We start from the raw sequence: 24,166 nt of genomic DNA, 5'->3' as shown, positions 1-24,166 counted from the left end.
GTCCGGGCAGCGGCCAGGGGAAACCCGCCTCACCGCCCGGACCGGCATCATAGGGCGGGGTTCACCCCGCCACCCGGTTCAGTAGATGCTCGACCGCGCGGATTCGAGCCGCTGCAGGATGTCGTCAAGGTTGTCGGGGATCACCATGAATTCCTGAAACCCCTCCATCGCCGCTGCCGCCATTTCGGCCGGGGCATCGCGATCAAAGAACTGCGCCACGCCACCGGGGCTGTTGGATGACAGCATCTGAAAACCCTGTTGCAGGAACTTGTCGTCATCAACCGAAGCGGCGCTGTTCACCGGCAGCTGCCCCAGCGCGTCGCCCGCGTTGATCAGCGTCTGGTTGTCGGTCGAAACCACAAAGCGCAGGAATTCCCGGGCCGCTTCCTTGTTCTTGGCATTGGCCGGAATGTGGAAGGTATCGGTCGGTGCATCCTCTGCCAGCGCCACATCAGGATTGATCGCCGGGAACTGATAGAAATCCAGCTTGGAATCATCCAGCCCCGCCTCGCGCAGCGGTGCCACGGCAAAGTTGCCCATCAGATACGCGGCAGCATCGCCATTGACGATAAAGGGCAGCGCCTCCTGCCAGCTATAGGACTGGTGGTTATCGACAAAGGCCCCCATGTCGATCAGCTCGCGCCAATGGGCAAAGGTCGCCCGCACCTCGTCCGAGGTCCAGCTTTTTTCGCCATTGGTCAGCGCCGCGTGGAAATCATAGCCGTTGGTGCGCATGTTGAGGTAGTCAAACCAGCCGGCGGCCGTCCACAGGAACTTGGTCCCGATGGCATAGCACTTGACCCCGTTGTCCAGCAGCACCTGACAGTTGGCCTTTTCCTCGTCCCAGGTTGCAGGCTCGCTCAGACCGTACTGATCATAGATGTCGCTGCGATAATAAACACCCCACTGGTAATAGGTATAGGCCACGCCCCATTGCTTGCCATCCAGCGTCATCGCCCCCTTGGTCGATGCCAGGTTTTCGGCAATCTCGGGCTCTTCCCACAGGTCCGATACGTCCTCGAACAGGCCCGCTTTCACATAGGGCCGCATCCGGTTGGCGGCGTACCAGTTGGTCACATCCGGGGCATTGGCGGTCAGAAAATTGCGGATCTGCGTTTTGAACGCATCACGGTCGATCACCGTCAGCTCGATGTTCAGATCCGGGTGCATCGCGCCAAAGCGCTCCACCATCCCCTCCATCACCGCGCGGGGCGCCGGATTGGACATATCCGAAAATATCACCAGATCACCCGACAGCGCATGCGCCTCGGCAAAGGCAACCGGAGCGGTGGCAAAGCTGACCGCCAGCGCGGCAGCCGTGGTTCTGAAAATGGACGTCATTGGGTCTCCTCCCGAGAGTTTCCAAAGTCAATTCGCACAATAATTGGTTCCAATATTTGAAACCTTGTTTTGTATATTGAAAATATAACCGCGACTCGCCTATGGTTGTCAACAGCCGTGACTGCGACAGCCAGATAGACAGCCACAGCAATCGCCACGGCAGGGAGGATTCAGAGAATGGCACAAACCGGTCAAACCGCGACTGGCGCTCCGATTGGCGCACCGACGGGCACCCGGGCGGGCGCAACGGCCGGTGATGGCACCGTCGGCAAGGCGCTCGAGGTGCTGGACAGCGTCGCCTCCTACGGTCGGCCGGTGCGGTTCTCCGAACTGCTGGCCGACACCCCCTACCCCAAGGCAACGCTCTACCGGTTCCTGCAAACGCTCACCAATCAGCGCATGCTGACCTTTGATCCAGAGCGCAGCACCTATGCGCCCGGCATCCGGCTGGTGCGGCTTGCCCATGCCGCCTGGGCGCAGTCCTCGCTTGCCCCCATCGCGCGCACCCATCTGGACCGGCTCAGCGCCTTGGTCGGGGAAACCGTGCACCTTGCGCAGTTCGACCATGCTCAGGTGCTCTATGTCGACAAACGCAACGCCCGCCAGCCGGTCGAGATGTTCAGCCAGGCGGGCAAGATCGGCCCGGCCTATTGCACCGGCGTGGGCAAGGTCATGCTCGCGCATCTCCCGCCCGAAGATCTGGACCGCGCGCTGGCACAACAATCCTGGCACCGGTTCACCGAACACACCTTTTGCGACGCAGACAGCCTGCGCCGCGAACTGGATGCGATCCGCGCCCGCGGATACGGCTTTGACAACGAAGAACACGAACCCGGCATCATCTGCGTCGCCGTTCCGATCCTCACCGCAAAACGCCGCCTTCTTGGCGCGCTCTCCGTCACCTCAACAACGACCCGCACCGATATCAGCCAGCTGGGCCTGCTGGCCCCGCAGTTGCAGACCACCGCCCGCGCCATCGCGGACGAGGCCGAAACATGGGCCTTTCCACAGTCAGAAACCACACCTCAGGGAGGAGCCTGAACCATGTCCCAAGTGACACTGAACGGCGCGATCAAACGCTATGGCGAAGTCCAGGTGATCCACGGTCTGGACCTCGCGATCGACGACGGCGAATTCTGCGTCTTTGTCGGCCCCTCTGGCTGCGGCAAGTCCACGCTGCTGCGGATGGTCGCCGGGCTTGAGGATACCAGCAGCGGCACCATCCAGATCGGTGACCGCGACGTCACCCGGCTCGACCCAGCGGAACGTGGCGTGGCGATGGTGTTCCAGACCTACGCGCTCTACCCCCACATGACGGTCGAGGAAAACATGGGCTTCGGGCTCAAGATGAACCGCCACCCCAAGGCCGAGATCCGCGCAAAAGTGGCCGAGGCGAGCCGCATTCTGAAACTCGATCCCTACCTCAAACGCAAGCCTGCCGCGCTTTCGGGTGGTCAGCGCCAGCGCGTGTCGATCGGGCGCGCCATCGTGCGCGGCCCCGAAGTCTTCCTGTTCGACGAACCGCTGTCCAACCTTGACGCCGAACTACGCGTGGAAATGCGGGTCGAAATCGCCCGCCTGCACAAGGAAATCGGCGCGACGATGATCTACGTGACCCATGATCAGGTCGAGGCGATGACCCTGGCCGACAAGATCGTCGTGCTGCGCGCCGGTCATATCGAACAGGTCGGCGCGCCGATGGACCTTTACCGCAACCCCGACAACCGCTTTGTCGCGGGCTTCATCGGCTCGCCCGCGATGAACTTTCTGCCGGGCACGGTCACGCCGCAGGGCGTCACCGTCGCGGGGCTGGACCTGACCGTACCGGCACCTGCCTCGGCGCGCCCCGGAATGGCCGTCGATGTCGGCCTGCGCCCCGAACACCTGACCGTCACACAGGGTGGCCCGCTGACCGTCGATCTCAGCGAAAGCCTTGGCGGCGTATCCTATGCCCACCTCGTGACACCGACGGGGGAAAAGATGGTTGTCGAAGAGCGCGGCGAAACCCGTTCACGCTCGGGCGACAGGCTGGGGGTCAGCATCGCGCCCGAGCATGTCTTTTTCTTTGACAGTGAAACCGGCGCACGGCTGCGCTGATCCGGCGGCGCGGCAGCCGACCACGACGGCGCGTATTTCGAAAGAGAAGAAGCAGGGAACCAGCCCTGCCTTCATCTGCCCGAAAATATTCCCGCCGGAGGCAAAAATGTCTTTCGAACAATCCCCCGGCGGCACTGTCGCCCGGGCATCCGGGCGCAACCCCCTCAGCCCGGCAGCGGCACCATGTCCACGGTGTGGCGGCTTTTCTGCCCGCCCGATGACCGCACCGCCCCCTTGACCGGGGCCACGTCGGAATAGTCGCGCCCGACGGCGACAACCACATGATCCGCGCCCACCATCAGGTCGTTGGTGGGATCATATTCGATCCAGCCAACCTCTGCCCCGCACCAGACCCGCACCCAGGCGTGCATCGCATCCGCCCCCTCCAGACGCGGCTGGCCTTCGGGTGGTTCGGTGCGCAGAAAGCCACTGACATATCCCGCCGGGATGCCATGCGCCCGCAGCCCCGCAATCATCACATGGCTGAAATCCTGACAGACGCCGTGGCGGTTACGGAACGACTCCGCCGGGGGGGTGTTCACGTCCGTCGCCTTGGAATCAAAGCGCATCTCCTGGTGCAGCGCGCGGCCGACATCGCGCATCGCCGCAAGCACCGTTCCCCCCTCCCGAAGGATGCCGCCAACGAACTGCGTGATCGCACCATCGAACCCCACCCGGGGCGACGGCGCCAGGAAATGATGCGGGCTGTCGGCGTCAAGACCGGGCATGTCCGCCAACTCCTGCGCCAGACGCGGCCGGGTCGGCGACAGATCCAGCTGCGGCGCCTGCGCGATCCGCTCGACCCGCGATTGCACCTGCACGGTCAGTTTGGTCAGCGGCTGCACAAAGGCGATCTCGGTCATCGCATTGCCAAAGAAATCGGTCCAGTCGACACGTTCCTGCGGCTTCGGATCAAAGCTCACCTCGCCGGTGATGCGCCGCTGCTCTCCGGACCGGTTCAGCGGCAGCACCCGCAGCACATTGCGCGCCTGCATCGACGGGGCGGCGTAGTTGTAGGTGATGATCAGTTTTATGTCATACAGCATGGCGTCACGTCAGATAGGTCCGGGTCAGCATATCAGACACCCGCCCGATTGAGCGTGACATCGACAGCAGTTTGTCGGTGTCCAGCGTCGCCGGATCCGCAACAGCCAGCCGGGTTTCCACCCGCAGGATCGCGCGCGCCAATTCGGAAAGTTCGCCGTTCACATCGGCGTCGGGCAGTTCGGCAACCAACCGGCGGGCCGTGCTGACCTGATAGCGCACCGAACGCGGGTTTCGGTGGTCCAGCGCCAGCAGATCGATGACCGTATTGCGGTTGGTCTGAATCAGATAACGGCGGCGATGGGTCATCACGGAATCCCCCACCTCGATCGCGATGTCGAAACTGCCCTCTGGCGCGTTTGGCGCGGCGAAATCGGCCAGCAGACGGGTCATCGCCTGTGCACGCTCCAGCGCCCGCCCCAGGCTCAGGAATCGCCAGCCGACAAAGCGGTACATGTTGTCATGCACAAGGCCCCCAAACGCCGCCGTACCGCGCAGCATCAGCCCAAGCGCCCGCGCGGCTTCGTCCCCCGGCAGCGGCGCGCGGGCATCGGCGATTTCCTCTTCAAGAGACCGCAGCGCGATCCAGCCGTCGATGGAAAACCGGTCCCGCACCTTGGCGGCGCAACGAATGGCGTGCTGGATATGCCCCAAAATCTCCCGTGGCACCGCCGTGTCCAGATCGACCCCGGAACTCTCCAGATACTTCGCAATCCGTGCCACCCGCAGATCGTCCGGCACACCGGCCTCAGCCAGCCGCATATGGTAGGCGCGCGCCAGCCGGATCAGCCCCTCGGCCCGTTCCACGTAACGCCCCATCCAATAAAGGTTATCCGCCGCACGCGACGGCAGCATGCTGGGCCTTGCCCGCTGAAACTGGCTCTCGGTCTTGGTGACGTGATCGGTCGGCACATTGCGGTCCGCCACGATCCAGACATCGGCCACCGACCCGCCGCTGCGCAGCGACAGTGCCGTGGCATCACCTCTGGGCCCGATCCGCGCATAGCCCCCCGGCATGATCGACCAGCCCTGCGCCGTGCGCGCGGCAAACACCCGCAACATGACCGGGCGCGGCACCAGCCGACCGTCCTCATGGACCGGCGTCGTGGACAGGCTCACCGCCTCTTGTCCGACCAGCGCAGGGCCCTGTGCCGCCAGAAGTTCGGCGATATTGGCGGTGCTGCCATCCGGGAAACGCCCCGCAATGACCGTGCCGTTATCCACCTCGAACGGCAGATCCTGCGCCAGCGCATCGCCGATGGTCATCCGGTCGGAATGCGCCTGCACATAGGCGCGCTCCTTGGGTGACCCGCACCACCATGTCGCGATATTCGGCAGCATCAGTGGCTGCCCCTGCAATTCGCGCGCAATACGCGGCAGAAACGCCAGAAACGCCCGCGTCTGCAAAACACCCGTGCCAAGCGCGTTGAACATCGACAGATGCCCCGACCGGATCGAACTCACCAATCCCGGCGTGCCGATCTGGCTCTTGTCATTCAGCTCCAGCGGATCGGTAAAGGCCGCATCCATCCGCCGCCACAGCACCGAAACCGGTTTGTTGCCAGAAACAGTTCGCACCATTGTACGCCCCTGCTCGACCACCAGATCCTCGCCCTCAAGCAGCATGAGGCCAAGGTAGCGGGCGATATAGGCATGTTCGAAATAGGTCTCGGTCCCGATCCCGGCGGTCAGGATCGCCGCGCGGGTGTCGGGCCCTGAACGCCCGGCCTGCATCGCATCGCGGAAATCGCGAAAGAACTCTGCCAGCCGGTAGATCGTGCCATGCGGGAACGGGTCGGAAAAGGTGCGCATGGTGGCCACCCGGTTTTCCAGCGCGAATCCGGCCCCCGATGGCGCCTCTGTCCGGTCGCCCAGCACAAACCACGACCCATCCGGATTGCGCCCCAGCTCGAACGCCACAAAGTTCAGGAAATGCCCCGAGCTGGGTTCGATCCCCACCATCGGGCGCAGCCAGGCCGGGTTGCCCGCCACCAGTTCGGTCGGCAGCATCCCGTTGCGCACCAGATTGCCCGGCCCGTACAGATCCCGCGCCACCATTTCCAGCAGATCGGCGCGCTGGCGCAGCCCGGCACTGATCTGCGTCCATTCCTTTTCGTCGATCAGCACCGGCACATGGCTCAGCGGCCAGTCCCGTTCGGTCGAATCCGCCTCGCGGTACTGGCGATAGAACACACCTGCGTCGCGCAGATACCGGTCGCCCCGGTCAAACCGGCGCGCGATATCCTCGGCGCTCAGCTTGGCAAAACGCTGCAAAAAGGGGCGCCAGACCGGGCGCAGCTGTCCATCCGCGCCGATCATCTCGTCCGACACGCCCGCAGGAATGCCATAGCCGCGGATCAGCGCGGCTATGGCGTCATTTTCGGTGGTACTGGCAGCTTCCACTGGCTCAGATCCCGGGTGCCCGACGCAGGTCAAGCGTCATGGGAAACTCGGGGTGGGTCTGTTCCTGCGGCGGCCAATAGGCCCCGGGCGTGTGGCCCAGCGCCTCGAACCGCGCCAGACGGCGGGCCTCGGCTTCGTTGCCATTGACCGGGAAGGTTTCATAGTTCCGCCCGCCCGGATGCGCCACGTGATAAACACAACCGCCCAGCGCCCTGCCCGACCATTTGTCAAAGATGTCAAAGGTCAGCGGCGCATCCACCGGCAGCGTCGGGTGCAGCGCCTCGGCCGGTTGCCATGCCTTGAACCGCACACCCGCGACCGAAACACCGCTGGTGTCGGTGCGGCGCAGCGGCACGGTGCGGCCATTGCAGGTCACGCCATAGCGTTCCGGGTTGGATGTGGTCAGCTGGACCTGCATCCGCTCCGCCGAGGAATCCGTATAACGCACGGTCCCGCCGATTGCCCCGGTTTCACCCAGCACATGCCAGGGCTCCAGCGCCTGCCGGATTTCCAGATGCGCGCCCTCGTATTCCACCTGCCCGCAGAACGGAAAGCGGAATTCCTTCTGCGCGACAAACCATTCGGGGTCGAGCTTGAAGCCGTGCAGATCCAGATCCCGCAGCAGGTCCAGGAAATCCTGCCACAGGTAATGCGGCAGCATGTACCGGTCGTGCAATTCCGTCCCCCAGCGCACCGGAGTGCCCTGAATAGGCGCATTCCAGCACCGCGCGATGATCGCCCGGATCAGCACCTGTTGGGCCAGCGACATCTTGGGGTCCGGCGGCATCTCGAACCCGCGGAATTCCACCAGCCCCAACCGCCCCGTGGGGCCATCGGGCGAAAACAGCTTGTCGATGCAGATCTCGGCCCGGTGGGTGTTCCCGGTCACATCCGTCATCATGTTGCGCAGCAACCGGTCCACCAGCCATGGCGGCGGCGGTGTGCCGCTCGAAGGGTCCGGTATCTGGCTCAGCGCGATCTCAAGCTCATAGAGCGTGTCGTGCCGCGCCTCGTCGATACGGGGTGCCTGCGACGTCGGCCCGATGAACATCCCGGCAAACAGATAGGACAGCGACGGGTGCCGCTGCCACGTCAGGATCAGCGATTTCAACAGATCGGGACGGCGCAGGAACGGGCTGTCATTGGGCGTCGCCCCGCCCACAACCACATGGTTGCCGCCACCGGTGCCGGTATGGCGACCGTCGATCATGAACTTGTCGGCCCCCAGACGGCACTGACGTGCCTCTTCATAGATCGCCTCGGTCGTCGCCACGCAGTCGTCCCAATTGTCGGCGGGGTGGATGTTCACCTCGATCACGCCGGGGTCGGGTGCCACACGGATCACGTTGATGCGCGGATCATGCGGCGGCGCGTAGCCCTCGATATGGATCGGCAGGCCCAGCGCCTTGGCCGTGCGTTCGGCGGCGGCGATCAGGTCCAGATAGTCCTCCATGTCCTCGACAGGCGGCATGAACACACACAGCTTGCCATCGCGCGGCTCGACCGTCATCGCGGTGCGCACGGCCCCGCCAACGCCGCCAAGCTCCTGCTCGATCACATCCTGCACGGCCTTCTGCTCGGACGGGGCCGATACCGGCTGCTTGTGACCGGCGGACACCTCGGGCGTTGCACCACCCTGATCATAGTCGGGCAGCGGATCGCGGTGAACGCTGGGATCGGTGATATAGGTATAGGGATAGGCCGCAGGCGGCACATAGGGCAGCGCCCCCAGCGGGATACGATAGCCGACAGGCGAATCCCCCGGCACCAGATAGACATGCCCGCGCCGCAGGTTCCACTTTTCAGACCGCCACTTGCGACCCGAGGCCTTGGACTGCCAGCGCTGGATCGGCAGCACAAAACCCGAGGGTTCCGTCAACCCGCGCCCGAACACCCGCGCCATGCGATGGCGTTCCTCGGGGTCCTTCAGCTTGGAATTCTCCGGCGTCACATTCTCGGGCAGATTGCCTTCCTTGATGATCCACTCGGCAGGGTCCTCATAGGCGGGCACGGCCATATCCGGCTCGATCCCCAGCTCCTCGGCAAAGCGCGCGATGAACTCACCGGCCTTTTCGGCATCGGCCCCGGTCTCGGCATTCTCCAGCGCGACAAGGTTGGCATCGGCCCAGATCGGCTTTTCGTCCTTGCGCCAGTACAGCGAAAAGGTCCAGCGCGGCAGCGTCTCGCCGGGATACCACTTGCCCTGCCCATAATGCAGGAACCCGCCCGGTGCGAACTTGTCACGCAACCGGCGGATCAACTGGTCGGCCAGCCCGCGCTTGGTCGGGCCCACGGCGGCGGTGTTCCACTCGGCGGCCTCATAGTCATCGATCGAAACGAACGTCGGCTCGCCGCCCATGGTCAGCCGCACATCGCCAGTCTCAAGCTCGGTGTCGACCTGCTTGCCCAGCGCGTTCAGCCGCTGCCAGCTTTCTTCGGAAAACGGCTTGGTGATGCGCGGGTGTTCCGCCACGCGGGTCACCGTCATGTCGAATTCGAATTCGACCTCGGGCGTGCCCTGCGCCTGATAGCCGCCGGAAATGGGGGCGGCATTCTGGAAATGCGGCGTCGCGGCCAGCGGGATATGCGATTCCCCCGCGAACAACCCCGATGTCGGGTCCAGCCCGATCCAGCCCGCGCCGGGCAGATAGACCTCGACCCAGGCATGCAGATCGGTGAAATCGTTTTCCGTCCCAGACGGGCCGTCCAGCGCCTGAAGATCCGGCTTCAGCTGGATCAGATAGCCCGACACAAACCGCGCAGCCAGACCAAGGTGCCGCAGCACATTGACCAGCAGCCAGCTTGAATCCCGGCACGACCCCAGCGCCTTTTGCAGGGTCTCTTCGGGCGACTGCACCCCGGCTTCCATGCGGATGGTATATTCGATATCGCTCGCCACCTTGGCGTTCAACATCACCAGCCAGTCGACGATCCGGGTCTTCTCCGTCGGGATCTGCCGAATGAAATCCGCCAGCATCGGAGTGGCCGGATCGGCGCGGCGATAGATCGACAGGTCCTCGACCAGATCAGCCGGGTATTTGAAGGGATAGAATTCGGCGCTATCCTCGACGAAGAAATCGAACGGGTTGTAGACCGACATATCGGCCACCACGTCCACCTCGATCTTGAACTCGCGCACTGGCTCGGGGAACACGTACCGCGACAGCCAGTTGCCATAAGGGTCCTGCTGGTGGTTCACGAAATGCGGCTGCGGCGACACCTTCAGCGAATGCGAAATCACGCGCGTCCGGCTATAGGGCGCAGGTCGCAGGCGGATGATCTGAGGCCCCATCGTGACATTGCGGTCGTACTTGTAATGCGTAAGGTGGTGGATGCTTGCGTAAATGGCCATCTTGATCGGCTTCCCCTGATCTTTTGAGACACCATCTCAGGTAGTCTTGGCTTTTGCATCCCCCCATTGTGCAGTCTTGCCGGTTTTCTGTGCTCAATCACGTTTTAACTTCTGAACATTGCCGGGTTTTTGATCGGCGCGCCGCGCTGGTTTTTCACCCAAGGTTCTCCCAGACGCTGGCGGCCATCCCAAAGCCCGCCCAAACGGCGCAAACCGGACCGATCCGGTCAAGGCATCCCCGGCATCCGGTTTTCGTCCCGCATGGTCCCAAAGCCGCAAAACGACATAGGGCGCACTGCGAACCGCTCGCATCACAGCCATACGTCAGCCATACGCTTTCCATACGCCTGCCATACGCAATCCAGACCGGTTTTCAGACCTCTGCCGGCGCCTCCAGCAGATCGGCAAAATGGCTCAGCAACCTGTGTTTCAGGATCTTCCCGGTTGCCGACGCAGGCAGCGCCTCGACCAGAAAAATCCGGCTGGGCCGCTTGTAATTCGACAACCGTCCGGCAACAAATTCTTTGAGTTCAGATACTTGCACGACACCCGGCTGTGTGACCTGCACAAAGGCCAGAATATCCTCGTTTCCACCCTCACCCCGCCGACCAATCACCGCCGATTGCACCACTGCGGGATGGTCGTTCAGCGCCGCCTCAACCTCGGGCGGATAGACGTTGAAACCACCCCGGATGATCAATTCCTTGCAGCGACCAACGATGTGAAGGTATTGTTTTTCATCAATTTTTCCAAGGTCTCCGGTCCGCAACCAACCCTCGGCGCTCACTGCCTTGGCGGTCTCTGACGGGTTGCGGAAATAGCCCTTCATCACATGCGGCCCGCGTGTCAGAACCTCGCCCACACCCGGCTCACCGCCCATGCTTTCGTCCAGGGCAATCTCGACCCCCGGCAGCGCAGGTCCGACACTGATATCAGCCAGCCCCCTGGGGTTGCGCGTGCCCGAAACCCCTGCCGTGCTTTCCGTCATGCCATAGCCATTCTGCAACGCGATGCCATAGAACCCTTCCGCCTTGCGCTTCCACGCAGGGTCCAGCGGCGCCGCACCGGACGACACATAGCGCAGCACCGCACTGTCCAGTTTTTCATGCCCGTTTTCAACGGCATAGGCCATCAGTAACGCATGCATCTGCGGCACCGCAGGCAGCACCGTCACCCCATCCAGCAGCGCCTGATACAGCGCCGCCGGGCTGAACCGCGCCGCCAATTGCACCGTCGCCCCCGCATGGGCCGACGCCATCAGCATCGACGCCAACCCGAAAACATGCGTCAGCGGCAGCGCCCCATAGACCCGGTCCCCCGGCCCCAGATCCCGCAGCTCGGCCGATGCTTTGGCCGCATAAAGCAGGTTGCCGTGGCTCAGCATCACGCCCTTGGGATCACCTGTCGTGCCGGTGGTATAAAGCAGCACCGCAACACCGCCCGGCCCCTCCTCCATGACCTCTTCGCTGGTCCGGTCACGCCATAGAACGTGCACATGTCCAGCACCGGTTGCCACCGACGCAGCACTGCAATGGTCCGCATGGGCCGCTGCCTCTTTGGACACCTGACTGGTAAAGATCACCATCGCCGGATCGGCATGGGACATGATCCGGTCAAGCTCGTGCGGGGCCATACGGGCGTTCACCGGCACCGCCCAGGCACCAATCCGGCTTGCCCCGAAAATGCTGGCGGCCACGGACAGACAGTTCTCGGCCACGATCAGAACCCGGTCTCCGGGCCGAACCCCGCCCCGTGTCATCAACTCGGCGTATCCCTCTGAAATGGCAGAATATTCGCGCCAGTCCACCTGCCGTCCATCGCTATCAATGACCGCTGTTTCCCCGCCGCGTAGCGCCACGTTGCGGTCCAGCAGTTGGTGTATCCGGTTGAATGCTGGCGACGATGTCATCTCGCGGCCTCCTGTAGTGAAGTTTGCGTTGCAGGGCGCAGCCGGGCCAGTGCCCGCAACGCCTCACTTTCCAGCTGGGCAATAATGTCCGCCAGCGGCTCGGATCGTTCCAGCAGACCCAGCGCCTGCCCCGCCGAAAGAATGCCGTGTGACGTATCGCCGGTCTCGTAGGCGCGCCGCCCGATGGCGCCGGTGACATGTGGCATCAGCGCCTCGATCCCGATATCGGGCTGTTCCGCCTCAAGCGCCGTGACGATCGCCGTCGTTTCGTTCTTCAGCGACCGGATCGTGTTGCGCACCGATCCCATGGTCAGCGCCGTGTCCCGCTCATCCGCGGCGACCAGCGCCGCCTTATAGCTGTCATGCGCCGCAATCTCTTGCGCTCCCAGCAGGCGCGTGCCCATCACAACGCCTGCGGCCCCACCGGCCAGCGCGGCAACAATCTGGCTGCCCGCCCCGATCCCGCCACCCAGCAGGAAGGGGATTGTCAGCCGCCGCTCGGCCAGGCCCACGTTGATCATGGTGCCAACCAGATCCATCCCCGGATGCCCGCCGCATTCTGCGCCGACAATGGAAACCATATCCACGCCAATAGCTTGCGCCTTCTGGGCAAAGCGTAACGAAGGCACCTTGTGGATCACCGTGATGCCTGCATCCTTGAGGATTTCCAGATATTCCTCGGGATTGCGCCCCGAAGTTTCGACAACCCGCACGCCTTCATCCGCGATCAAGCGAAACACATCCGCCGTCTTTTCCCCCGGCACGAGCTTTGGCAACATCGAGACATTGACGCCGAACTCCCGCCCTTCGGCCAGATCGCGGCAGCGCCGGATTTCCGCCCTGAGGGCCCCCGGCTCCGGAAAGCTCGCTGCGGTGAGAAACGACAGCACCCCGGCCCGCGCACCTGCGGCGACATAACCCGCATCTGACAGCCACATGAGTCCCCCGGCAACCACCGGCAGGCGCAGATCGAAGGCCCGGGTGAGCGCGGTTTCCAAGGCGGGATCGGCGGGTGTCATTCACGCTCCCTCAGGGTTTTGAAATCGGGACGGCGCTTTTCCAGAAACGCGCCCATGCCTTCCCGCGCCTCATCCGAACCAAGCGCCACAGCCATGGCGTCACGCTCATGATCCATTTGGGTTTTCAGATCGACGTGCCGCGCCGTTCCCAACAATGCCTTGATGCGTGCGATGGTGACGGTCGGTCCGGCGGCGATCCTGTCACCCAGCGCCAGCGCCGCCTCCCGCGTGCCCAGCGGCGGCGTCACATCGTAGACTGCGCCAAGATCATATAGCCGTGTTGCCGCGACGGGTTCGCCCAGCAATGTCATCCGGGCGACCATGGCGCGCGGCAGGGCATCAGACAGGGTACTTGTCAGACCGCCATCGGGCACCAGACCAGCGCTGACATAGGCCGCGGTGAATTTGGCATCTTCTGCCGCCAGAATGAAATCGCAGGCAAAGGCCAGCGACACCCCCGCCCCCGCTGCACCGCCGTCCACAGCAGCTATCACCGGTTTGGGACAGGTGCGGAGTGATCGGATCACGTCATGCAGTTCTTCGATCTGCTCGCCGAGTTCATCCAGACTCAGATTCCGCCTTTCGGACAATGTGTTAAGATCACCGCCCGCGCAGAAAAAACCGCCGGTACCCCAGAGCGTGACCGAGGTGATCCGCGCCTCGGTTGCGGCACGCCCGGTGGCCTCCAGAATGGCGGTATACAGATCCGGACCCAGTGGATTGCGCCGTTCCGGAAATGAATTCACCACGACCAGACGGTCACCAAGATCTTCGACATAGGCGCGCTTTGTCATTTGGAACGATCCTTCCCAAGGCTATCCGATGCCACGCGCTTGAAGACACCACTCGCCGTGGCGATCAGTGTACCGTCATCGGCAACAAGCTCTCCGGCGATGAACAGCAGCGACCTTCCGCCGCCCGTGACCCGCCCCATTGCCGTGACGCGTTGACCGGCGCGCGCCGCAGCAACGAACTGTGTGGTCAGTGACACGGTCAGGAAGGGCGCGCGCCCCGTTGGGTCCACCGTCAGACTGCCAGTCGCCCCCATGGCACTGTCCAGCAGAAGCCCCGCGATACCGCCATGCATCACGTGATGCCGGTTCAAATGACCCTCGGCCACATCCAGCCAGCAGCGCGCGCAGCCATCCGGATTTCCCACATCCAGCACATAACCCAGCGACCGCTGCGTGCCGGTTTCCGCCTCGATCAGCTCCATCTCAGGCGGCCGACAGACGGATGAACCGTTCCAGATGGTAATCCGTGTCCCCAAAGCGGTGGTCGATCATCGTCAGACGTTTGACGAGATGCGCGAGCGCGTATTCCTCAGTCATGCCGATGCCCCCGTGCATCTGAATGCTTTCCTCAACCACCAACCGCCCGACGCGTCCAATCAGGTTCTTGGTGGCGCTGACATGGCGTTCGCGCGTCACGCGATCCGCTTCAAGATGTCCAGCAAGGTTGATCACGGCGGAACGGGCCTGCTCGATCTCGATCAGGACATCGGCCATGCGGTGCTGGAGGGCCTGAAACTTTCCGATCGGTCTGCCAAACTGCTGCCGGGTCTGCAGGTATTCCGTGGTCAGCGTCCGGATACTTTCCATCAGCCCCAAGGCCTCGGCGCTGATCGCCGTAACGGCGCGTGCATTGGCACGTTCCAAAGCGTCCCAGGCATTGCCTTCGGACCCTATGAGCGCAGCCTTTGGCACCGACACGCCGTCCAGATCAAGTTCGCCCGCGCGTCCGCCGCCGTTCAGCGGATAGTCGCGGAAACTGACGGCATCAACCGGCAGCAGAAACAGCGAAATGACTGACGTATCGCCTGTGCTGCCCCCGGTGCGGGCCGAGATCAGGACATGTGTGGCAAAGGGCAGCGCGATCACGACGCTCTTGCGCCCGGTCAGGGTCCAGCCATCGCCGGACGCGGTCGCAGTTGCGTCAACATGGCTCAGATCGTAGCGCGACGCAGGCTCAGCGTGGGCAAAGGCCACACGCACCGTGCCGCCAATGATGTCTTCCACAATCCCTTCCTGACCAAGTTCGGCCAGCAATCCGCCCGCAAGAACACCCATCTCGAGCAGCGGTTCAAAGGCACCAACGCGGCCCAGTTCCTCGAACACCAAGGCAAGGTCAAAACCCGCGCCGCCAAATCCGCCCTGATCTTCGGTGAACAGTGCGCCAATCACGCCCATCTCGGCTAGACCGTTCCAAAGCACCTCGGATTGACCAATATCGGACCCGGTCGCCGAGGCCAGAAGATCGGCTGTCACGGTCTCCCGAAGGTAGCGGCGCAACCCGTCCTGAAGCATCTGGCGTTCATCTGTGAGGTCAAAGTTCATGGCTCAAAGCTCCAGAATGGCTTTGCTGATGATCGTGCGCTGGACCTCAGAGGACCCGCCGTAGATCGACAGCTTGCGGTTGTTGAAATAGGCCTGCGTGGCGGGCATCGCATAAGCCGGACCAACGGGTTCGGCGTTCACGCCTTCATCCAGTGCTTCGGATACGAACGGCATCGCATAGACACCAACAGCCTGACGGGTCAGCGCGTTGATTTCCTGCCGGATTTGCGTGCCTTTGATCTTGAGCATCGAACTTTCTGCCCCGGGCGCCTGTCCACCAGCAGCCGCCGCGACAATGCGCATGTTGGTTGTCGCCATCGCCATCAGGTCAATCTCGACCTGCGCGATCTTCGCGGCGAACAACGGATTTTCGATCAGCTTGCGATCCCCGTCCTGCTCCAACCCCGCGATGCGTTTCAGACTGGCAAGTCCCGCCCGGGCAAAGCCGACGCCGGCGATGTTCGTGCGCTCATGTGTCAGCAGATACTTGGCATAGGTCCAGCCCTTGTTCTCTTCGCCGACCAGATTCTCGACAGGCACCCTGACATTGTCAAAGAAAACCTCGTTCACCTCGGGTTCACCGTCCAGCAGAACGATGGGGCGCACTTCGATCCCGGGGGTGTCCATGTCGATCAGCAGGAAAGAGATGCCTTCCTGCGGCTTGCCGTCTTTCGACGTCCGTACGAGGCAGAAGATCATGTTTGCGTACTGACCCAGCGTGGTCCAGGTCTTCTGCCCGTTGACGATATAGTGGTCGCCATCGCGCACAGCCGTGGCCTTGACCGATGCAAGATCCGACCCGGCACCGGGTTCGGAATAACCCTGGCACCACCAGTCATCGCCGTTAAGGATGCGCGGCAGATACTGCGCCTTTTGCGCGTCATTGCCGAACTTCTGCAGCACCGGGCCCAGCATGGCGAGGCCGAATGGAACGATCCTGGGCGCGTGGGCGGCGGTGGTTTCTTCTTCGAAGATATGCCGTTGCACGGCGTCCCAGCCAGTCCCGCCAAACTGCTCGGGCCAGTTTCCCGCCAGCCATCCCCGCGCGTTCAGGATCGCGTGCCATTCCTCGTAGTCGGCTTTTGTCAGACGTTTGCCGCCCGCCACCTTGTCCGATAGCCGTGTGGGCAATTTGTCGGCCAGAAGGGCCCGCACCTCGGCGCGAAAGGCCTTCTGTTCGTCTGTGTAGTTCAGATCCATGTTCGGACCCTTTCTTGTTATGCGCGACCGCTTCACCTTTGGGGGGCGGGTCCGCGCTACTTTGCTGAGTGCGCTTCAGAAGATTTCAAACAGCCCGGCTGCGCCCTGTCCGCCGCCGATACACATGGTCACCACGCCCAGTTTGGCACCGCGACGCTGGCCTTCGATCAGCAGGTGGCCGGTCATCCGCGCGCCGGTCATCCCGAACGGGTGCCCGACCGAGATTGATCCGCCGTCGACGTTCAGACGATCATTGTCGATGCCAAGAAAGTCGCGGCAATAGAGCGCCTGACTGGCAAAAGCCTCGTTCAATTCCCAAAGATCAATGTCGTCGACGGTCAGCCCGTGACGAGCCAACAGGCGCGGAATGGCAAAGACCGGCCCGATCCCCATCTCATCCGGCTCACAGCCCGCGACTGCAAAGCCGCGGAACCGTCCCAACGGCGCAAGACCCGCCTTTGCGGCTTCGTCCGCCTCCATCATCACCAATGCCGCCGCCCCGTCAGACAGTTGCGAGGCATTGCCGGCGGTGATGAACTTGCCGGGCCCCTTGACCGGTTCGAGCTTTTGAAGACCTTCCAGGGTGGTGGTCGGGCGGTTGCATTCGTCCTTGTCCAGCGTGACCTCAACCTCGGATACTTCGCCGCTGACCTTGTCCTTGACTGCCTTGGTCACGGTGATCGGTGCGATCTCTTTGTCGAACCGCCCGGCATCCTGCGCCGCTGCCGTTCGCTGCTGACTTTGCAGGCTCAGCGCATCCTGTGCGGCCCGTGAAATGCCATAGCGTTCGGCAACGATGTCCGCGGTGTCGATCATTGCCATGTAGAGGTCAGGCTTGTTTGCCTCGATCCAGGCCTCGCGCGAATTGCGCACCGGCAGCTGCACCATCGAGATGCTTTCGACTCCACCGACCAGCACGGCTTTCGCGCCTTCGTGGGCGATCATGTGGCCCCCCATGGCCACGGCCTGCAACCCGCTGGCGCAGAACCGGTTCACTGTGGTCGCGGCGATGGACACTGGCAGCCCCGCGCGGATCACCGCCTGACGGGCGATATTGCCACCGGTGACATATTCCGGATAGCCGCAGCCCCAGATGCTGTCCTCGATCAGCGCGGGGTCAATGCCCGCGCGCGCCACGGCCTGCGCCGCCGCATGGCCCGCCATGACCGCGCCATGGGTCATGTTAAAAGCACCGCGCCCGGCCTTGCCGATCGGTGTGCGTGCAACGGATACGATAACGGGATCTTTCATCGGTCTCTCCTTAGCCTGCGTTCAGGCTGTCAAATGTCTGCTCTTCGGCAACCAGCCGCATCAGCAGCGGCGCCGGGTGCCAGAAATAGGGATCGTCCTGAGCATAGGATTCCATGTCGCTCAGGAGGGATTCGAGCCCCTGCATGTCGGCCCACTTCATCGGCCCGCCGCGATATCGGGGAAACCCGTAGCCAGCGAGCAGCGTCACATCGACATCAAGGGGACGCTGCGCGATCTCTTCTTCCACCACACGAGCCGCCTCGTTCACCATTGCCGCCATGTAGCGGCGCACGATCTCGTCCTTGGTGAAGGTGCGCGGAGTGATCCCGGCATCGGCACGAGCCTTGACGATCATCTCGTCGACTTCCGGGTCAGGTGTGCCCTTCCGCCCTTCGTAGATGTAATAGCCACGACCGGTCTTTTGCCCCAAACGCCCGAGGTGGTAGAGTTCGTCCGCCCAGACCGGCACAACCTCTTGAGGGTCTCGGTCCGCCGCTTTGCGCTGCCGCGTCATGTAACCGATGTCGAGCCCGGCCAGATCCGCCACCGCGTACGGCCCCATGGCGAAACCGAAATCGGTAAGGGCCCTATCAATTTCAAACGGGCTGGCCCCAGCCAGAACCATCCGGTCCGCCGCCGCGCGATAATGCGACAGGATGCGGTTGCCGATGAAACCGTCGCAGACCCCGGCACGCACAGCGACCTTGCCAAGTCTTTTTGCCAGGGCAAAGGCGGTGGCGGTCACATCAGGCGCGGTTTCGTCCGCCACCACGACCTCAAGCAATTTCATCACATGGGCGGGTGAGAAAAAGTGCAATCCGATGACATCCGCAGGGCGCGAGATGCTGTTCGCGATTTCGTTGATGTCGAGGTAGGAGGTGTTAGTTGCCAGAATCGCGCCGGGTTTGCAGACGCGGTCCAGCTCGGCAAAGACAGCCTTCTTTACGGCCATATCCTCGAACACCGCTTCGATCACCAGATCTGCGTTTTTCAGTTCGCCGTAATCCGTCGCAGTGGCCAGAGTCCGCCCCAGGATCGCATCGCGCCCCTCTTCGGTCAGCTTGCTCCGCCTGATGGCCGCACCCAGATTTCCGGCAATGGTGTCGCGCGCCTTTTCTGCGGCGGCCCCGTCCTGTTCGATCAGCGTCACCGACAGGCCCCGAAGCAACGCGGCCGTGGCGATGCCTGCCCCCATGGTGCCGCCCCCGATCACGCCGATCTGCGACAGCGTCCTTGGTTCGATGCCATCGATTTCGGGCAGACGCGCGACCTTGCGTTCGATGAAAAAAGCATGGATCAGCCCTTCGCGCTGCGGCGTTTGCATCATCTCCTGAAATTTGGCGCGCTCGAACGCCAACCCCTCGGGCAAATCCTGATCGCAGGCGGCCTCGACCGCCTCGACTGCGGCTAGAGGTGACACGAGGCCCCGTGCCGTTTTCGCCAAGGTGGCCCTGATCGTGGCGCTGGCTGTGGCGTCCGCAGCGGGGCGCGGCATGGCAGAAACAGGGCGCACCGGTGCAGCCTGCGCCAACAGTTCAGAGGCATAAGCCTTGGCATCCTCAAGCAGATCGCCAGTGCCGATACGGTCGATCAGACCGATTTCTAGCGCCGCTTCCGGAGTAACGGGCGCACCGGAGGACACCATCTCCATCGCTTTTGCCAGCCCGGTCAGACGCGGGGTGCGCTGTGTGCCGCCTGCTCCGGGCAGGATGCCCAGCGTGACCTCGGGCAGACCCAGCTTTGTACCCGGCATGGCCAGCCGGTAATGGCATCCCAGCGCCACCTCAAGACCGCCACCCAGTGCCGCACTGTGCATCGCGGCGATCACCGGTTTGGGGCAGGCCTCAATCCGGTTGATAACCTCGGGCAGCCAGGGATCCTGCGGCGGTTTGCCGAATTCGGAAATGTCCGCGCCGCCGATGAACAGCCGCCCCGCGCCATAGATCACTGCAATTCCGGCCTCACCGTCCTGAATGAACGCTTCTATCGCAGCGTCCAGCCCGGCGCGCACAGCCTGACCCAAGGCATTAACCGGGCCATTTTCGATACGGATAAGGCCAATCCGGCCCTCTCGCTCATATGTCACGGGGTGTGTCATGCGATCCCTTTTTCATAGCTCGGACCGGAGTTCAGACCGGTATTCTTCCAACATGCCGCTTTGCATTCCGCTCTGCGGCCAGATTTATGCTCATCCACGCATCGAGACGGCCGATCCCTGCCCCATCATCCGCTCAAGCTCGCGTACAGCGTCGTTCAGCGCCGGGCCGACTTCGGTGCGCAACCGCTCAAGGCTCAGATCGGCGGGCGTCGCGCCACAGGTAAAGATGACAGGCTCGCTCAGATCGCGGGAATGAAACGGCTTGGCGACGGCGTGGATACTGTTCGCAAAATACTCGGTCGGGTCGGCGATCACCGTCCCATTGGCCAGCAGTTGCGCATAGCCCGTCTTGCGGATTTCCTGTGCCCGTTCTGGCGTCAGCCCCCGGTCGCCGTCGGCCTCTGTCACTGTCCTCTCGAACAACTCATCGGAAAGGGCCGACAGCAACGCATGCCCCGAGGATGAGCCGTTGAACGGAATCCTGTGCCCGACCTCCAGCCACAGGGACGACACATTGCGCGGGCGCCATGTCTTGACGATCAGCAACCTGTTCTTGTCCCGCACCAACAACAGCGCCAGCGTGCCGGTTTCGTCCGCCAGCCGCTGCATGATGCCGCCCGACAGATCCACAAAGGAAATCGAAGAAGCCGCCACATTCCCCAGCGCCAGCAGCGCAGGCCCCGGACGATAGCGGTCATGTCGGCGCGCGTGATTCAGATATCCCAGCGACTGCAGGGTGAAGGTCAGGCGCGACACGGTCGATTTCGGCAGGCCCGTACGTTCCGAAATCTCCGCATTGCCAAGACCATCATCCGAGGGACGAAAGGCGCGCAACACCGCCAGCCCCCGCGCCAGCGTGGTAGCAAAACGGCGATCGGTTTCGGTCACTTTGGTCATCGGGAGCTCCTGTTTCGCGTGTCCGGCATGAGCTACATGGACCCCGGAATAAGAAGCGAAATGATCGGAAAGGCCATGATCAGGATGAGTACGATCACATCCACCGACAGGAAGCGCAGGATGCCGGCAAAGATCCGATCAATCGGAACTTCCTTGCCCACCACCCCGGCAATGACAAACACGTTCAACCCGACTGGCGGCGTGATCAACCCGATTTCCAGCAGCTTGATCACAACGACCCCGAACCAGATCAGATCAAAGCCATAGGTTTCAACCAGCGGCACCATCAGCGGAAGCGTCAGCACCATGATCCCGATTGGGTCAAGGAACATGCCCAGCAGCAGATAGATGGCCGCGATGGCCGCCAGAAGCATGAAGGGCGACAGTTGCGCATCGGTCACCACCTGTACGATTTCGCCCGCGACCCCGGTCAGCGCGATGAAAGCGACGAAAATCTTGGCCCCGGCTGCGATAAGGAAAATTGCCGTAGTCTGCACGCAGGTTTCACGCAGCGCCTCGATCAGCGCCTTCACGGTCAACTTGCCTTGGGCAAACCCGATCGCAACGGCTGCTGAGACACAGACCGCTGCCGCCTCGGTCGCGGTGAAGAACCCGCCGTAGATGCCGCCGACAATGATAGTGAACAGGGCAATTGCGGGCCAGGCATCCAGCGCCGCGGCGAATTTTTCGCGCGTCGTGATGATACCGGTGAACCGCGGTGCCGCCGACGGATCGCGCAGAACCCAGACATAGATGACAAGGATGAACCCCAGCAGCGACAGCAGCCCCGGCAGGATACCCGCAAGAAAGAGCGAGGAGATCGAGGTTTCGGTAAAGATCCCGTAGATGATGAAAAGCACCGACGGTGGGATTAGCGATCCAAGGGTACCGCCCGCCGCGACCGACGCCGTGGCGAGGCGTTTGTCGTAGCCCATCCGCAGCATCTCGGGCGAACAGATCCGCCCCATGGTGGACGCGCAGGCGATGGACGATCCGGTGATCGCCGAAAACCCGCCACAGCCCACAACCGATGCAATCGCCACGCCGCCGGGAATGCGCGCCAGCCAGACACGCGCCGCGTGGTAGATCTTGGTCGTGATATCGGCGCGATAGGCGATGTGGCCAAGGGCCACAAATAGCGGGATCATCGACAGATCATAGGAATGGATCAGGTCGAATGAGTTTGAAAACACCAGGGAGGTCGTTGGCCGCACGGCTCGCTCGGGTGCAAAGGCCCCGGTGCGAAAGGCGAACATCACAAATGTCCCCACCGTCGCAACACCGGCCAGCGCAAAGGCAATCGGCACACGCAGGCCCAGCAACAGGATCACAGCTCCAAAGGCGCATAGCCCGACAAGAGTTCCATCCATGCGCTTAACCCTCTGTCCCGTAGGCGGTTTCAGCCAAAGGCTCGCCGTGCCACATCGCCTTGAAATCCGCGACAACCATCAGCAGCAGGCGCAACCAGCAAAAGGACATGCCAATAAGAAAGATCACCCGACCCGGCCATTTCGGCAGCATCAGCTCGCCAAAGAAGAAGCCCCCCGAAGTCATTGCATGTGCCGCCTCGCGCCAGCCCGCATAGATCAGCGGCGCCAGAGCGAACAGGCCCGCGACAGAACCAAGGACCACAAGCGCCTTTTGTCCGTTTTCCGACAGATGGTTGGAAACAAATTCCACCGCGATATGCGCCCTCTGCGCCGTGGTCACGGCCAGCGGCAGCACGATGGCAGCCACCATCAGTTCGCGCACCATGACGATGGCATCCGGCACACCCGAGTTGAAGCACACCCGCAACAGAACCGTCGCCGTGATCAGGACGCCAAGCCCGATCACCGCCGCAACGGCCAGATCAAGCAAAAGCTGTTCGATGCGTCGCAGCATGGACACCTCTGGTAGAGAAATTGGGAAAAGGTGGGCCCGCAAACCAGCGGGCCCGCTTTGGTTCAGCCGTTCAGATCAGCCGCGCGCCCAAGGATAGCCCTGCTCGTCGCGAATGCCCTCATACTTTTCGATCAGGCCACGGTACTCGTCCAGCAGCGCCGCGCCATCAAGGCCCGCCTGCCCTGCCCGCTCGACCCACTGGTCAAGGAACTGCTTGCTGGTCTCGACCAGCTTTGCGCGCTCCGCTTCCGGCAACTCGATGATCTCGACCCCGGCGGCCTTCATCGTCTCGATGGCCTTGTCGTTGTCGGCGGTGATCAACTCGCCCAGTTTGTCTGCCATGCCTTCACCAGCGGTCAGAAGCGCCTCCTGCACCGGCGCATCCAGCGCATCAAACGAGTCCTTGTTCATGAGTACCCCCAGCGCGCCGACCTGACCCCAGTTCAACAGCGTGTAGCTGTCGATCACTTCCTGCTGCTTGAGCGCCGCCATGGCATAGGAATAGCCCTGCGAGCAGTCGATCAGGCCGGTGTCGAGGCCCTGATACGCATCATAGATCGACATCGGCACCATGTTCGCGCCGAACTCACGGAAGGTATCACCATAAGCGCCCACACCGCGCACCTTGAGGCCCTTGATATCCTCGACCGTACGGATCGCCGCGCCCTTGCAGCCGATGTGCACGGCCGAGGTGGTGAAGGTTCCAAGGTAAACAAGGTTCATCTCGGCCAGGTTCGCCTTGATGCTCTCGCTCCCCCGCATCAATTCGTCCGTCGCCTTCATCCCCACCCAGGCATCCGGGTTCTGGATCGGCAGATCAGCGATACCATAGGCGACCATCTCCTGCGGAAAATAGACCGAGATGACAGTACCCAGATCGGCAACGCCATCAGCGATACCGTTCAGCGCCGCACCCGCCTTGAACAGCGCCCCGCCCCATTGGATATCCATTTCAAGCTGGCCGTCCGAAAGCTCGACCGCCTTGTCGGCAAACCATTGCAGCGCCACGGCGCGTGCGCCGCGATTGGGCCCCGCTTCGCCGACGAACAAAGATTGTGCCTGTACGGCGCCGGACATCGCGATCAAAGCAGATGCCGTTGCGCCAAGTAGAAAACGCTTCATAGTGCCCTCCCATTTCCACTATGCAGAATTTATTTCTGACATGCGAATTTGTAGCGCCGAATTTTGCCGAAATCAAGAACTGTGTGCATGGGAAATGAGCAGTTCAAGAATAGACAGCAAACGCGACCGCCGGGCGGCGCCGCGTGTTTTGAAGTTTTGTAAGTGCGTATTTGAAAAGAGAAGAAGCAGGGGACCGACCCCCGCTTTATCTGC

18 protein-coding genes are annotated in these 24,166 nt (G+C 62.6%); 2 read left to right on the top strand and 16 right to left on the bottom strand.

Annotated features, from left to right (window positions below):
- Positions 1–78: 78 nt before the first annotated feature.
- A complete protein-coding gene (locus CHB75_RS01935) occupies positions 79–1,341 on the bottom strand; it encodes an ABC transporter substrate-binding protein (RefSeq protein WP_089268819.1) in 1,263 nt (420 codons plus the stop codon).
- 177 nt (positions 1,342–1,518) lie between these two features.
- Here CHB75_RS01935 and CHB75_RS01930 point away from each other — a divergent pair, with 177 nt between their 5' ends.
- Complete coding sequence (locus CHB75_RS01930; RefSeq protein WP_089268818.1) at positions 1,519–2,382, top strand: IclR family transcriptional regulator; 864 nt, start codon at positions 1,519–1,521, stop codon at positions 2,380–2,382.
- A gap of 3 nt (positions 2,383–2,385) precedes the next feature.
- On the top strand, positions 2,386–3,438 hold the full coding sequence (locus CHB75_RS01925; protein ID WP_089268817.1) for an ABC transporter ATP-binding protein: 1,053 nt from the start codon (positions 2,386–2,388) through the stop codon (positions 3,436–3,438).
- A 164-nt stretch (positions 3,439–3,602) separates the two neighbouring features.
- Here the strand turns inward: CHB75_RS01925 and CHB75_RS01920 are convergent, their stop codons facing one another.
- The 15 genes from CHB75_RS01920 to CHB75_RS01850 all read right to left on the bottom strand — a co-directional run bounded on the left by CHB75_RS01920 (position 3,603) and on the right by CHB75_RS01850 (position 23,953).
- The gene (locus tag CHB75_RS01920) at positions 3,603–4,484 is read right to left on the bottom strand and encodes a transglutaminase family protein (protein ID WP_089268816.1); all 882 of its coding nucleotides are present in this window, start codon (positions 4,482–4,484) and stop codon (positions 3,603–3,605) included.
- A gap of 4 nt (positions 4,485–4,488) precedes the next feature.
- A complete protein-coding gene (locus CHB75_RS01915; RefSeq protein WP_245840600.1) occupies positions 4,489–6,885 on the bottom strand; it encodes a circularly permuted type 2 ATP-grasp protein in 2,397 nt (798 codons plus the stop codon).
- 4 nt (positions 6,886–6,889) lie between these two features.
- Positions 6,890–10,237, bottom strand: coding sequence for a transglutaminase family protein (locus tag CHB75_RS01910; protein ID WP_089268815.1), 3,348 nt, complete (start codon positions 10,235–10,237; stop codon positions 6,890–6,892).
- Positions 10,238–10,610: 373 nt separating this feature from the next.
- On the bottom strand, positions 10,611–12,146 hold the full coding sequence (locus tag CHB75_RS01905; protein ID WP_089268814.1) for a class I adenylate-forming enzyme family protein: 1,536 nt from the start codon (positions 12,144–12,146) through the stop codon (positions 10,611–10,613).
- The gene (locus CHB75_RS01900) at positions 12,143–13,165 is read right to left on the bottom strand and encodes an NAD(P)H-dependent flavin oxidoreductase (RefSeq protein WP_089268813.1); all 1,023 of its coding nucleotides are present in this window, start codon (positions 13,163–13,165) and stop codon (positions 12,143–12,145) included. The genes CHB75_RS01905 and CHB75_RS01900 overlap by 4 nt, the downstream gene beginning before the upstream one ends.
- Complete coding sequence (locus tag CHB75_RS01895) at positions 13,162–13,959, bottom strand: oxepin-CoA hydrolase, alternative type (protein ID WP_089268812.1); 798 nt, start codon at positions 13,957–13,959, stop codon at positions 13,162–13,164. Before CHB75_RS01895 ends, CHB75_RS01900 begins: the two co-directional genes overlap by 4 nt.
- Positions 13,956–14,381, bottom strand: a complete 426-nt coding sequence (locus CHB75_RS01890; RefSeq protein ID WP_089268811.1) for a PaaI family thioesterase — start codon at positions 14,379–14,381, stop codon at positions 13,956–13,958. Before CHB75_RS01890 ends, CHB75_RS01895 begins: the two co-directional genes overlap by 4 nt.
- Before the next feature lies 1 nt (position 14,382).
- Positions 14,383–15,501: an acyl-CoA dehydrogenase family protein gene (locus tag CHB75_RS01885; RefSeq protein ID WP_089268810.1), complete on the bottom strand. Its 1,119-nt coding sequence runs from the start codon at positions 15,499–15,501 to the stop codon at positions 14,383–14,385.
- 3 nt (positions 15,502–15,504) lie between these two features.
- Positions 15,505–16,701 (bottom strand): acyl-CoA dehydrogenase family protein, encoded by a 1,197-nt coding sequence (locus tag CHB75_RS01880; RefSeq protein WP_089268809.1) that lies wholly within the window; start codon positions 16,699–16,701, stop codon positions 15,505–15,507.
- 75 nt (positions 16,702–16,776) lie between these two features.
- Positions 16,777–17,952: an acetyl-CoA C-acyltransferase gene (locus CHB75_RS01875; protein WP_089268808.1), complete on the bottom strand. Its 1,176-nt coding sequence runs from the start codon at positions 17,950–17,952 to the stop codon at positions 16,777–16,779.
- A 10-nt stretch (positions 17,953–17,962) separates the two neighbouring features.
- Positions 17,963–20,050, bottom strand: coding sequence for a 3-hydroxyacyl-CoA dehydrogenase NAD-binding domain-containing protein (locus CHB75_RS01870; RefSeq protein ID WP_089268807.1), 2,088 nt, complete (start codon positions 20,048–20,050; stop codon positions 17,963–17,965).
- A 90-nt stretch (positions 20,051–20,140) separates the two neighbouring features.
- A complete protein-coding gene (locus CHB75_RS01865; protein ID WP_089268806.1) occupies positions 20,141–20,947 on the bottom strand; it encodes an IclR family transcriptional regulator in 807 nt (268 codons plus the stop codon).
- 32 nt (positions 20,948–20,979) lie between these two features.
- The gene (locus CHB75_RS01860) at positions 20,980–22,317 is read right to left on the bottom strand and encodes a TRAP transporter large permease (RefSeq protein ID WP_089268805.1); all 1,338 of its coding nucleotides are present in this window, start codon (positions 22,315–22,317) and stop codon (positions 20,980–20,982) included.
- A gap of 4 nt (positions 22,318–22,321) precedes the next feature.
- Positions 22,322–22,831 (bottom strand): TRAP transporter small permease, encoded by a 510-nt coding sequence (locus tag CHB75_RS01855; protein ID WP_089268804.1) that lies wholly within the window; start codon positions 22,829–22,831, stop codon positions 22,322–22,324.
- A gap of 75 nt (positions 22,832–22,906) precedes the next feature.
- Positions 22,907–23,953 (bottom strand): C4-dicarboxylate TRAP transporter substrate-binding protein, encoded by a 1,047-nt coding sequence (locus tag CHB75_RS01850; RefSeq protein WP_089268803.1) that lies wholly within the window; start codon positions 23,951–23,953, stop codon positions 22,907–22,909.
- Between the last annotated feature and the right edge of the window lie 213 nt (positions 23,954–24,166).

The sequence above is a fragment of the Puniceibacterium sediminis genome, assembly GCF_900188035.1.
Classification (GTDB): domain Bacteria; phylum Pseudomonadota; class Alphaproteobacteria; order Rhodobacterales; family Rhodobacteraceae; genus Puniceibacterium; species Puniceibacterium sediminis.
Note: the sequence above shows the minus strand (reverse complement) of the source record. Positions and strands in the feature narration are given on the sequence as shown.

What these genes read in the sequence shown, in the direction of transcription:
- CHB75_RS01895 (WP_089268812.1), bottom strand. Translation starts at nt 13,959, where the DNA reads ATGACAAAGCGCGCCTATGTCGAAGATCTTGGTGACCGTCTGGTCGTG.
- CHB75_RS01935 (WP_089268819.1), bottom strand. Translation starts at nt 1,341, where the DNA reads ATGACGTCCATTTTCAGAACCACGGCTGCCGCGCTGGCGGTCAGCTTT.
- CHB75_RS01900 (WP_089268813.1), bottom strand. Translation starts at nt 13,165, where the DNA reads ATGACACCCGCCGATCCCGCCTTGGAAACCGCGCTCACCCGGGCCTTC.
- CHB75_RS01890 (WP_089268811.1), bottom strand. Translation starts at nt 14,381, where the DNA reads ATGGAGCTGATCGAGGCGGAAACCGGCACGCAGCGGTCGCTGGGTTAT.
- CHB75_RS01875 (WP_089268808.1), bottom strand. Translation starts at nt 17,952, where the DNA reads ATGAAAGATCCCGTTATCGTATCCGTTGCACGCACACCGATCGGCAAG.
- CHB75_RS01920 (WP_089268816.1), bottom strand. Translation starts at nt 4,484, where the DNA reads ATGCTGTATGACATAAAACTGATCATCACCTACAACTACGCCGCCCCG.
- CHB75_RS01865 (WP_089268806.1), bottom strand. Translation starts at nt 20,947, where the DNA reads ATGACCAAAGTGACCGAAACCGATCGCCGTTTTGCTACCACGCTGGCG.
- CHB75_RS01870 (WP_089268807.1), bottom strand. Translation starts at nt 20,050, where the DNA reads ATGACACACCCCGTGACATATGAGCGAGAGGGCCGGATTGGCCTTATC.
- CHB75_RS01910 (WP_089268815.1), bottom strand. Translation starts at nt 10,237, where the DNA reads ATGGCCATTTACGCAAGCATCCACCACCTTACGCATTACAAGTACGAC.
- CHB75_RS01850 (WP_089268803.1), bottom strand. Translation starts at nt 23,953, where the DNA reads ATGAAGCGTTTTCTACTTGGCGCAACGGCATCTGCTTTGATCGCGATG.
- CHB75_RS01925 (WP_089268817.1), top strand. Translation starts at nt 2,386, where the DNA reads ATGTCCCAAGTGACACTGAACGGCGCGATCAAACGCTATGGCGAAGTC.
- CHB75_RS01930 (WP_089268818.1), top strand. Translation starts at nt 1,519, where the DNA reads ATGGCACAAACCGGTCAAACCGCGACTGGCGCTCCGATTGGCGCACCG.
- CHB75_RS01885 (WP_089268810.1), bottom strand. Translation starts at nt 15,501, where the DNA reads ATGAACTTTGACCTCACAGATGAACGCCAGATGCTTCAGGACGGGTTG.
- CHB75_RS01905 (WP_089268814.1), bottom strand. Translation starts at nt 12,146, where the DNA reads ATGACATCGTCGCCAGCATTCAACCGGATACACCAACTGCTGGACCGC.
- CHB75_RS01880 (WP_089268809.1), bottom strand. Translation starts at nt 16,701, where the DNA reads ATGGATCTGAACTACACAGACGAACAGAAGGCCTTTCGCGCCGAGGTG.
- CHB75_RS01855 (WP_089268804.1), bottom strand. Translation starts at nt 22,831, where the DNA reads ATGCTGCGACGCATCGAACAGCTTTTGCTTGATCTGGCCGTTGCGGCG.
- CHB75_RS01860 (WP_089268805.1), bottom strand. Translation starts at nt 22,317, where the DNA reads ATGGATGGAACTCTTGTCGGGCTATGCGCCTTTGGAGCTGTGATCCTG.